The organism is Stutzerimonas stutzeri SDM-LAC (genome assembly GCF_000235745.1).
Taxonomy (GTDB): Bacteria; Pseudomonadota; Gammaproteobacteria; order Pseudomonadales; family Pseudomonadaceae; genus Stutzerimonas; species Stutzerimonas stutzeri_H.
In genome coordinates this window covers 25,831-36,326 of the sequence record NZ_AGSX01000196.1, presented here as the reverse complement: position 1 = coordinate 36,326, position 10,496 = coordinate 25,831, and the positions used below count along the sequence as shown (strand labels likewise).

Below are 10,496 nucleotides of genomic sequence, written 5' to 3'. Positions count from 1 at the left end.
GAAATGCTCGCTAAACTAGCCTGACCATGATTGATGCAGTAAGCCCTGCGGCAGCCCCTTCGGCTGCCGCTGACGTTTTTAGGATAGCCCTCGGGGTTGAATACAAGGGTGCCCGGTATCGTGGCTTCCAACGACAGCGTGATGGCGTGCCGTCCATTCAGCTTTCGTTGGAAAACGCTTTGAGCAAGGTGGCGGGCGGTCACCCGGTGGCATTGAGCTGTGCCGGGCGAACCGATGCGCTCGTTCATGCGTGCGCGCAGGTTGTGCATTTCGACACGTCGGTGAAGCGTTCTATGCACGCCTGGGTCATGGGCGCGAACCAGAACCTACCCAGTGATATAAGCGTGACCTGGGCAAAGGAGATGCCGCGTAGCTTCGATGCACGTTTCAGCGCTATGGCTCGCCGTTATCGATACGTGATCTACAACGACCACATCCGGCCCGCGCATCTTGCGGAAGAGGTTACCTGGAATCACCGACCGCTGGACATCGCACGCATGCGTGAGGCGGCTAAAGCGTTCGTCGGAACCCATGACTTTAGTGCCTTCCGAGCACGTCAATGTCAGGCAAAATCGCCGATCAAGACGATTCATCACTTTGAGTTGCTTGAGCACGGCAGGCTTATCGTTATCGACGTCCGCGCCAACGCCTTTTTGCATCATATGGTGCGTAATTTTGCCGGCGTGCTCATGACAATCGGCGCTGGCGAACAGCCCGTGGCATGGGCGCAGGCTGTACTGGATTCGCGGGTAAGGCGGACCGGTGGGGTGACAGCTCATCCCTACGGGTTGTATCTCGTTCAGGTAGATTATCCTGAACAGTTCCAGTTACCTGAACGCTTTCTGGGGCCGCACTTCCTGTCTGGGCTGCCGGATGTGCGCGCACTGCGCTGAAGTAAAAGGGCCACGTTAAACGGGCTTTGGGCGGTGCAGGTTGGATGATGCAGGTTGCAGCCTCCGGCGCTTTTGTTACCATCCGAGGTCTTCTATCGCAGGTGCCTGCCGTTGCCTATCGTTCGTAGCAAGATCTGTGGAATCACCAGCGTCGAAGACGCGCTTATCGCCGCGGAAGCTGGAGCGGATGCGATAGGTCTGGTGTTCTATGCCAGCAGCCCGCGGGCTGTGAATGTTCAGCAGGCGCGTGAGATAGTTGCTGCCCTGCCACCCTTCGTCACAACCGTCGGCTTGTTCGTCAACGCATCGCGTAGCGAGATCAGCGAAACGCTCGATGCCGTACAGCTGGATATGTTGCAGTTTCACGGTGATGAAACTCCTGCCGACTGCGAAGGTTTCGGTCGGCCTTGGTACAAAGCGCTCCGAGTTCAGACAGGCGAGGACGTTCGACAGCAGGCCGCACGCTACGCTGGAGCCAGCGCCATTTTACTCGACACCTTCGTTACCGGCGTTCATGGTGGCACAGGGAAGGTTTTCGATTGGTCGCTGATACCGACTGACCTCCCCAAGCCTCTAATACTTGCCGGTGGACTGACCTGCCAGAACGTACGGCAGGCCGTCGCCGAGGTGCGGCCGTTCGCCGTGGATGTAAGCGGGGGAGTGGAGCGTAGCAAGGGTGTCAAAGATGCCACGAGTGTGAAGGAGTTTGTTCGGTTGGTAAGGTCGTCGATGTGACGAACCGAGATTGCTTGCCGTCCAGTTACCATTCGCTGGATTGTTGCCATCAATGATGCATTGTCATTGTTAGATGGGGCAGGTTTCGGTGACAGAGCCCTATGGTTATCGCCTACGCGACGCAGTGAGCTCCGATTGGAGACCGGTCGCAAACATGAATATTTCCGGTGCGTGCAGTCGCTACGCGCGGGTCTGACAAGCTGTGGAGAATAAAAGCATGAGCAACTGGCTGGTAGATAAGCTGATCCCCTCGATCATGCGCTCGGAAACGCAGAAAAGCTCAGTGCCCGAAGGGCTGTGGCACAAGTGTCCGTCGTGTGAAGCGGTGCTCTATCGGCCGGAGCTGGAGAAAACCCTGGATGTCTGCCCTAAGTGTCAGCATCACATGCGGATCGACGCGCGGACGCGGCTGGATATATTCCTCGATAAGGACGGCCGCGAAGAGCTCGCTGCGGAGCTCGAACCAGTCGACCGACTGAAATTCCGGGATAGTAAAAAATACAAGGACCGCCTCTCCGCTGCGCAGAAGCAAACAGGGGAAAAGGATGCCCTTATCGCAATGAGCGGAACCTTGATGCAAATGCCGGTAGTGGCTTGCGCATTCGAGTTTTCGTTCATGGGCGGTTCCATGGGGGCAATCGTAGGAGAGCGCTTTGTGCGTGCCGCGAACGCCGCGCTTGAACAACGCTGTCCTCTGGTCTGCTTTGCCGCATCCGGCGGCGCGCGTATGCAAGAGGCGCTGATTTCGCTGATGCAGATGGCCAAGACTTCAGCAGTCCTGGCTCGTATGCGCGAGGAGGGGTTGCCATTCATCTCCGTCCTCACCGACCCGGTTTATGGTGGTGTATCGGCAAGTCTCGCCATGTTGGGCGACGTGATCGTTGCCGAACCTAAGGCGCTGATTGGCTTTGCCGGTCCGCGCGTGATTGAGCAGACAGTGCGTGAGAAGCTGCCAGAAGGCTTCCAGCGTAGTGAGTTCCTACTTGATCATGGCGCGATCGACTTGATCGTTCCACGCTCCGAACTGCGAGCTCGTCTATCGCGTCTTCTGGCCCAGCTTCAGCAGTTGCCTACCCCGGGCGAACCCGCTTTGGTTACGGCCGACGCATGACCCGGCGGAGCCTGAAGGACTGGCTCGAGTACTTGGAGCAGCTGCATCCTGTAGCCATTGATATGGGGCTCGAACGGTCCCGCGAAGTCGCTGCGAGGCTCGGGCTCACGCGTCCGGCTCGCCAGGTTGTTACCGTTACCGGTACCAATGGCAAGGGTTCGACATGTGCGTTTATTGCTCGAATGCTGGCGGGACAGGGCAAGACGGTGGGTGTTTACAGTTCACCGCATCTGTTGCGCTACAACGAGCGGGTTCGTCTCAACCATGCCGATGCGACAGATGAGGCCTTATGCGAAGCATTCGAGGCTGTGGAGCAGGCACGCGGCTCTGTTTCCCTTACCTACTTTGAAATGGGCACGCTGGCCGCTTTGTGGCTTTTCGAGCGCGAAGCGCTTGATGCTGTGGTTCTGGAAGTCGGGTTAGGCGGGCGTCTCGATGCGGTAAACCTCGTTGATGCCGACGTGGCGGTGCTGACCAATATCGGTCTGGATCATGCCGAATGGCTTGGAACGACCCGCGAAAGCGTGGCATTTGAAAAGGCCGGGATATTTCGCCCCGCAAAGCCCGCTGTATGCGGCGACGCCGATCCGCCAGCATCAATGCTGGAAAGCGCAGCCCGGTCCGCTGTGCCACTGCTGATCCGTGGGCGTGATTTCGATCTGAGCAAGGAGGCCGGCTGTTGGCATTGGCGCGGTAAAGACGCCAAAGGGCTTAGCCGAGAGTTGCTCGATCTACCGATGCTCAACCTGCCACTGGATAACGCAGCGTTAGCGCTGCAAGCGTTTGCATTGCTCGAGTCCTCATGGCACCCGGAACAACTCGTCGAGGCGCTACAAGACACCCGCGTTACCGGTCGCCTGGATCGGCGCAGCGTCTGCTGGCGCGGCGTTGAGCTGACGATAATGCTGGATGTCGGGCATAACCCCCACGCAGCTGCCTTCCTGGCCGGTCAACTGCTTCAGGAATCGATATCCGGTCGCCGCCTCGCAGTTTTCGGTCTTTTGGCTGATAAAGATCTTTTCGGCGTGGTCAATGCGCTGGAAGGCGTTTTCGATGCCTGGGCGGTTGCGCCGTTGCCTACCCCTCGTTCGCGAACGGCAGGCGAGCTGAGTTCGGCATTGATGGACCGGGGCGCGGCCGTCACTATCTATCCTGGAATATCCGAAGCGCTCCAGCGGCAGTGTGAGCACGCGCGCAAGGGTGACGAGATAGTTGTATTTGGATCTTTTTACTGCGTGGCTGAAGCGCTGGCCTGGCTTGACCGGCACGCATCGAGTGGAGGGCATGCTTTTGGTGGATAGAGGATTGTTGCAGCGTATCGTTGGCGCGTTGGTGCTTGTTGCGCTAGCAGTGATATTCGTGCCGATGCTTTTCAACCGTGATGATGCCGGCCAGCAGGTCGTCGTTGATGCGCCGGCAATGCCAGAAGCGCCCGCTACACCGGTTATTGAAACACAGCCTGTAGAGGTGCCTGAGCCAGAGGTCAGCGCGCTCCCTGAAGAGTACGAGATTATAGAAGAAGAGCCGGCGGCCGATTCCAGTCGTCTCTCTGACCCGATCAGTTCCGCCCCCCCTGAGGCAGAGCCTGCTCCGGAAACACCTGTACCGGCAATCACCGCGGCCCCGCCAGCCAAGCCGGCGACGGCTGAAGAGCAGCGACTGGATGCGGCTAATCTTCCGGTCAGCTGGTCCGTGCAACTGGCCAGCCTCTCCAGTCGAGAGAACGCCGACAAGCTCCAGAAAACACTGCGGTCCCAAGGCTATAACGCCTATATACGCACTGCCGACGGGATGAATCGGGTATTTGTCGGGCCGTTGGTCGAGCGGGCGGAGGCCAACCGCCTGCGCGATCAATTGCAGCGACAGCAGAAACTCGATGGATTCGTCGTACGTTTCAAGCCGGAGCAAGGCTGATTTCCAAAGGCAATCCACCTCGTTTAAACGCCAGTCGGGAGGGCGCTTTTGCGGTGCTTACTCCCTGGCGGGCGCTCTGCTAAAATACGTCGCCTTTCTCCTTTGCAGGAAACCCTGTGACATTCACCTGGGTCGATTGGGCGTTTATCGCCATTGTGGTCATTTCCAGCCTGATCAGTTTGAAACGTGGTTTCGTCAAAGAAGCACTTTCTCTGCTCACCTGGATCATCGCGGGTGTCGTCGCCTGGATGTTCGGTGGAGCGCTTTCGCATCACCTCTCTGAGTTCATCAGCACACCTTCCTTCCAGGTCATCGCAGCATGCGTCATTCTGTTCGTCCTGACCTTGCTGGTCGGCGCGCTGGCCAACTTTTTGATCGGGGAACTGGTGCGGGTTACCGGCCTTTCCGGTACCGACCGTTTCCTCGGCATGGTATTCGGTGCTGCCCGAGGGGGGCTGTTGGTCGTGGTGTTGGTTGGCCTGCTCAGCCTTGCTCCTGTCCAGCAGGATCCCTGGTGGCGAGAGTCGACCCTGCTGCCTCATTTTCTGTTGGTTGCCGACTGGTCGAAGAACCTGATTCTCGGGTTTGGAAGTCAGTGGGTAGCCGGCTCGCTGGATGCTTCAAGCTAAGACGAGCAATCATTAGAAGGACGTGTCCAGGCTGAAGCCTGTGCTATGTCCGGATCAGCCTGTAACAACTGAGAGGTTCCTTGCATGTGTGGCATTGTCGGCATTGTCGGTAAGTCGAACGTCAATCAGGCGTTGTATGACGCGCTTACCGTACTGCAACATCGCGGGCAGGACGCCGCTGGAATCGTGACCAGTGACAGCGGCAAGCTGTTCCTGCGCAAGGACAACGGGCTGGTTCGGGACGTATTCCAGCAGCGTCACATGCAGCGGCTGGTAGGCAACATGGGGATCGGTCATGTGCGTTATCCCACCGCGGGCAGTTCGAGCTCGGCGGAGGCGCAACCTTTTTATGTGAACTCCCCTTATGGCATCACGCTCGCGCATAACGGCAACCTGACTAACGTCGACCAGTTGACCAAGGAAATCTACGAGTCCGACCTGCGCCATGTGAACACCAATTCCGACTCGGAAGTACTGCTCAACGTTTTTGCTCATGAGCTGGCAGTGCGAGGCAAGTTGCAGCCCACCGAGGAGGATGTCTTCGCTGCGGTGGCCAAGGTGCACGAGCGTTGTGTAGGCGGTTATGCAGTGGTCGCGATGGTGACCGGCTATGGCATCGTTGGCTTCCGCGATCCGCATGCAATCCGTCCAATCGTGTTTGGGCAGCGGCACACCGATCAGGGCGTGGAGTACATGATCGCGTCTGAAAGCGTTGCGCTGGACGTGCTGGGCTTTTCACTGATCCGCGATCTCGCCCCAGGTGAAGCTGTCTACATCACCGCAGATGGCAAGTTGCACACCCGCCAGTGCGCGCCGAACCCGCACTATGCGCCCTGCATCTTCGAACATGTCTATCTGGCGCGTTCGGACTCGCTGATGGATGGCGTTTCGGTATACAAGGCGCGCCTGCGCATGGGCGAGAAGCTGGCTGACAAAATCCTTCGCGAGCGCCCCGAGCACGATATCGATGTCGTCATCCCGATTCCCGACACCAGCCGCACGGCTGCCTTGGAGCTGGCCAATCGGCTGGGTGTGAAGTTTCGCGAAGGCTTCGTCAAGAACCGCTACATTGGCCGGACCTTCATCATGCCCGGTCAGGCAGCGCGCAAGAAATCGGTGCGGCAGAAGCTCAATGCCATCGACCTAGAATTCCGCGGCAAGAACGTCATGCTCGTGGATGACTCGATTGTCCGCGGTACTACCTGCAAGCAAATCATCCAGATGGCCCGCGAAGCCGGCGCGAAAAACGTCTATTTTTGTTCTGCAGCACCGGCTGTTCGCTATCCAAACGTTTACGGCATCGACATGCCCAGCGCGCACGAGCTCATCGCGCACAATCGCAGTACTGAAGAGGTCGCGGAGCTGATAGGTGCCGATTGGCTGATCTATCAGGATCTACCTGACCTGATCGATGCGGTAGGTGGCGGTAAGGTAAAGATAGAGAACTTCGATTGCGCAGTGTTTGACGGCAAGTATGTGACGGGTGACATCGATGATGTCTATCTGCACAAGATCGAACAGGCCCGCAACGACCTGAGCAAAAGCAAGGGCGTCGCCGGCAGCGCCATTATCGACCTGTATAACAACTGATCGAACCGGCGGCCTTTGCCGCCTTGGTCCAAGGTGGAAACGACTATGACAACCGACTGGGACGCAGGCCGGCTGGACAGCGATTTGTATGGTGCAAAGATGGATACGCTGGCTGTTCGGGCGGGCCAGCGTCGCTCGCCGGAAGGAGAGCATGGCGAGGCGCTGTTCTTTACCTCCAGCTATGTGTTTCGAAGTGCCGCTGACGCTGCATCGCGTTTTGCCGGTGAGGTTCCGGGTAATGTCTATTCACGCTATACCAACCCCACAGTGCGAGCGTTCGAAGAACGCATTGCCGCGATGGAGGGTGCTGAGCAGGCCGTAGCGACTGCATCAGGGATGTCCGCGATTCTCGCCATGGTGATGAGCTTGTGTTCTGCCGGCGACCACGTGCTGGTGTCGCGTAGCGTTTTCGGCGCGACGGTTTCGTTGTTCGAGAAATACCTCAAACGTTTCGGACTCCAGGTCGATTACGTACCGCTTACCGATCTTGCAGCCTGGGCGCCGGCGTTCAAGCCCAACACCAAGCTGGTCTTCGTCGAGTCGCCATCCAATCCGTTGGCTGAGTTGGTGGATATTGCCGAGCTGGCAACACTGTGTCACAGCAAGGGTGCCATGCTCGCTGTGGACAATTGCTTCTGCACGCCGGTTCTGCAGCAGCCTTTGGCTCTTGGCGCGGACATCGTCATTCATTCCGCCACGAAATACATCGATGGCCAGGGCCGTTGCCTGGGCGGTGTGGTTGCTGGTCGTGCCGAGCTGATGAAGGAAGTGGTGGGCTTTCTGCGCACCGCCGGACCCACGCTGAGCCCGTTTAACGCTTGGGTGTTTCTGAAGGGGCTGGAGACGCTGCGCCTGCGGATGCAGGCCCATTGCGCCAGTGCACGGGTACTGGCGGAGTGGCTGGAGCAACAGCCGGGCGTCGACAAGGTCTACTACGCGGGTTTGCCAAGCCACCCACAACATGAACTGGCAAAGCGTCAGCAGAAAGACTTCGGCGCGGTGCTGAGTTTTGAGGTGGCTGGGGGCAAGGAGGGCGCCTGGCGTTTCATCGATGCCACCTGTCTGATCTCAATCACGGCAAACCTGGGCGACAGCAAAACCACCATCACCCATCCTGGATCCACCACCCATGGACGGTTGTCCGCCGAAGACCGGGCCAAAGCCGGGATTCGGGATAGCTTGATCCGGCTCGCTGTTGGGCTTGAGGACGTGGCCGACTTACAAGCCGATCTGGCAAGAGGATTGGCAGCGCTCTAGATCGAGACGGCAGTTAAAGGACCCCCGCTTTTTAGCGGGGTTCTTTGTTTAGGGTTCGTGCGCCAACTTGAGCCTCAGTGCAGAGGTTCAGGTCTTCAATTCATCGTCGGCTCGAAATTCACCACAAAACCGTCGAGCCGCTGTTCGATTTCCAGTTCATCGCGAATTCGCTTGGCTTCCTGCCGACTGTCTATCGGGCCCACGAACACCCGGTGCGTGCGACCGGCGACGCGAAGGTAGGCGTCGAATCCTTCCTCGCGGAGCTTGCTCATCAGCGCCTGCGCACTGTCTCCGTTTTGCAGGCTCGCCAGTTGCACTGCCCAGCCTGAGCGAATGGGCGCCTGAACCGGCGGCTGCGGTTGTGGAGTGAAGCTTTGTGGCGCGCGTTGCGTTGCCGGGGTAGAAGGCATGCGGCTGCGTTGGCTGGGCTCGTTGGAGCGCAGGTCGATCGCCGGTGCCGGCTGTCCCTGACCATCGAACAGTCCTTCGGGAGTGGCTGGCAGGATGCTTGGACTGCCTGGGTTGGCTTCGATGACCCGAATATCGCTGTATTTCTTGCCGGAAAGCGCTGCCAGGCCGGCACGGTCGCGAATCACCGTTGGGCGCAGAAACACCATCAGGTTGCGTTTGATATGACTTTCCTGGGTCGAGCGGAACAATGCACCCAGAAATGGAATGTCGCCGAGTAGCGGCACCTTGGAGTCGGTTCGGGTTACGTCGTCCTGAATCAATCCGCCGAGCACGATGACTTGGCCGTCTTCGGCGAGGATGGTGCTCTTGATCGACCGTTTGTTGGTGACCAGATCCACGGCCTGCGCCGAGAGGCTGGCGGACGGCGCAATCGAGGAAATCTCCTGCTCGATCTCCAGGCGCAGCGTGGCGCCCTCGTTGATATGCGGAACCACCTTGAGTGTGACGCCGATATCCTCTCGCTCGATGGTGGTAAATGGGTTGTTCGCGCCGGAAGCATCCGTGGTGTAAGTGCCGGTCTGGAACGGCACGTTCTGGCCTACCAGAATCTCCGCTTCCTGATTGTCCAGCGTCAGCAGGCTTGGGGTGGAGAGCAGGTTGCTCTTGCTGTTGGCAGACAGTGCGGTGATCAGTGCACCGAAGCTACGGGTACCCACACCGATGATGGCGCCGTCGGGCAAATTAGTGGGGATCTTATCGTCGTTGATGGCGCTGAGCACGCTGCCGATGGAAAGACCGGTATTACCAAAACTGACGCCGCCTACGCCACCCGTGCCGCCGCGCGCATCCACGGCCCACTGCACGCCGAGCGCGTCGGTGATATCGCCGGACACTTCGACGATCGCGGCTTCCACCATCACCTGCGCTCGGGGCACATCGAGTTGGCGCACGATTGATTCGAGCGTCGAGATCAACTCGGGTTCGGCCAGCATGACCAAAGCGTTGAGGCTCTCGTCCGCGCGGATGAGTATGTTCTGGTTACGTCCTCCCTGAACCTCGCCGTCTGTTGGTTCGGCAAGCCCTTCGGAAATGTCGCCGAGTGTCTCGGCCAGAGACTTGGCGTCATTGTGGCGCAAGCGAATCACCCGAGTATTGGCTGAGCGGGTGTTGGGAGTGTCGAGTGTCTTGGCCAGGCTGGCGAGCTTCTGGCGCGCCAGTTCCGGTCCGGTGAAAATCAGGCGGTTGGTGCGTGAATCGGCAATGATCTGCGCACCGGCCGTGTCCTTGGCTTCGCCACGTGCCAAGGTATTACGCAGGACCTCAGCGATGTCGACGGCCCAGCCGTATTGCAGATTCACTACCGCGTAATCATCGTTCTGGGCTTGGTCGAGCTGCCGCACCAGGTCTTCGATGCGTGCAATGTTGGCGCTGCGGTCACTGATGATCAGTGCGTTGGCAGAGCTGACGGCCGCGAGATGCCCATATTGCGGAACCAGCGGGCGGATCAGTGGAATCAATTCGGTGGCCGATGTGTGCTGGACCTGAATAACCCTGGTCTCTAGCAGGTCTCCACCGGTCGGCCCGCCACCAGCCTCGGACTTGGCCTCGGCGTTCGGCACGATTCTCGCGACCTCACCCTGTGTGAGTACGCTGTAACCGTGGGTTGCCATGACCGACAGGAACAACTGATAGACCTCGTCCAGCGACAGTGTTGTCGACGACACGACACTCACCTGTCCCTTTACGCGAGGGTCGACAATGAACGTCTGTCCGGTCAGTTGACTGATCTGGTCAACGAAGGCACGTATGTCTGCGTCCTTGAGGTTGATCGTCCAGCCGTCCTGCTGGGTCTCGCTCGGCTCGATTCCGGGGTCGGCTGCATACAGCGGCAGTGGGGCGGCGAGCAGGCCGGCGGCGAGCAGAATAATGAGCGGACGGGAGGAAAATGGCAGCATC

Annotated in this window: 9 protein-coding genes; 8 read left to right on the top strand and 1 reads right to left on the bottom strand. The window is 58.8% G+C overall.

The features are described from left to right. The first annotated feature begins 26 nt into the window (after window positions 1-26). The 8 genes from truA (at window position 27) to PSTU_RS0119885 (ending at window position 8,129) form a co-directional block, all read left to right on the top strand. Complete coding sequence (gene truA, locus PSTU_RS0119920; protein WP_019342784.1) at window positions 27-893, top strand: tRNA pseudouridine(38-40) synthase TruA; 867 nt, start codon at window positions 27-29, stop codon at window positions 891-893. 111 nt (window positions 894-1,004) lie between these two features. Next, window positions 1,005-1,628 carry a phosphoribosylanthranilate isomerase gene (locus PSTU_RS0119915; RefSeq protein WP_019342783.1) on the top strand — a complete coding sequence of 208 codons (624 nt, stop codon included), beginning with the start codon at window positions 1,005-1,007 and terminating at the stop codon, window positions 1,626-1,628. A 217-nt stretch (window positions 1,629-1,845) separates the two neighbouring features. Continuing rightward, the gene (gene accD / locus PSTU_RS0119910) at window positions 1,846-2,739 is read left to right on the top strand and encodes an acetyl-CoA carboxylase, carboxyltransferase subunit beta (RefSeq protein ID WP_019342782.1); all 894 of its coding nucleotides are present in this window, start codon (window positions 1,846-1,848) and stop codon (window positions 2,737-2,739) included. Continuing rightward, complete coding sequence (gene folC / locus PSTU_RS0119905; protein ID WP_019342781.1) at window positions 2,736-4,040, top strand: bifunctional tetrahydrofolate synthase/dihydrofolate synthase; 1,305 nt, start codon at window positions 2,736-2,738, stop codon at window positions 4,038-4,040. The genes accD and folC overlap by 4 nt, the downstream gene beginning before the upstream one ends. Next, window positions 4,024-4,653: an SPOR domain-containing protein gene (locus PSTU_RS0119900; protein WP_019342780.1), complete on the top strand. Its 630-nt coding sequence runs from the start codon at window positions 4,024-4,026 to the stop codon at window positions 4,651-4,653. The genes folC and PSTU_RS0119900 overlap by 17 nt, the downstream gene beginning before the upstream one ends. A gap of 116 nt (window positions 4,654-4,769) precedes the next feature. Then, complete coding sequence (locus PSTU_RS0119895; RefSeq protein ID WP_019342779.1) at window positions 4,770-5,282, top strand: CvpA family protein; 513 nt, start codon at window positions 4,770-4,772, stop codon at window positions 5,280-5,282. 84 nt (window positions 5,283-5,366) lie between these two features. Further along, window positions 5,367-6,872: an amidophosphoribosyltransferase gene (purF, locus tag PSTU_RS0119890; protein ID WP_019342778.1), complete on the top strand. Its 1,506-nt coding sequence runs from the start codon at window positions 5,367-5,369 to the stop codon at window positions 6,870-6,872. Between the two features lie 45 nt (window positions 6,873-6,917). Continuing rightward, window positions 6,918-8,129, top strand: a complete 1,212-nt coding sequence (locus PSTU_RS0119885) for an O-succinylhomoserine sulfhydrylase (RefSeq protein WP_019342777.1) — start codon at window positions 6,918-6,920, stop codon at window positions 8,127-8,129. A gap of 95 nt (window positions 8,130-8,224) precedes the next feature. Here the strand turns inward: PSTU_RS0119885 and gspD are convergent, their stop codons facing one another. Beyond that, complete coding sequence (gspD, locus tag PSTU_RS0119880; protein WP_019342776.1) at window positions 8,225-10,495, bottom strand: type II secretion system secretin GspD; 2,271 nt, start codon at window positions 10,493-10,495, stop codon at window positions 8,225-8,227. Window position 10,496 lies beyond the last annotated feature (1 nt).

What these genes read in the sequence shown, in the direction of transcription:
- PSTU_RS0119885 (WP_019342777.1), top strand. Translation starts at nt 6,918, where the DNA reads ATGACAACCGACTGGGACGCAGGCCGGCTGGACAGCGATTTGTATGGT.
- accD (WP_019342782.1), top strand. Translation starts at nt 1,846, where the DNA reads ATGAGCAACTGGCTGGTAGATAAGCTGATCCCCTCGATCATGCGCTCG.
- folC (WP_019342781.1), top strand. Translation starts at nt 2,736, where the DNA reads ATGACCCGGCGGAGCCTGAAGGACTGGCTCGAGTACTTGGAGCAGCTG.
- truA (WP_019342784.1), top strand. Translation starts at nt 27, where the DNA reads ATGATTGATGCAGTAAGCCCTGCGGCAGCCCCTTCGGCTGCCGCTGAC.
- gspD (WP_019342776.1), bottom strand. Translation starts at nt 10,495, where the DNA reads ATGCTGCCATTTTCCTCCCGTCCGCTCATTATTCTGCTCGCCGCCGGC.
- purF (WP_019342778.1), top strand. Translation starts at nt 5,367, where the DNA reads ATGTGTGGCATTGTCGGCATTGTCGGTAAGTCGAACGTCAATCAGGCG.
- PSTU_RS0119900 (WP_019342780.1), top strand. Translation starts at nt 4,024, where the DNA reads ATGCTTTTGGTGGATAGAGGATTGTTGCAGCGTATCGTTGGCGCGTTG.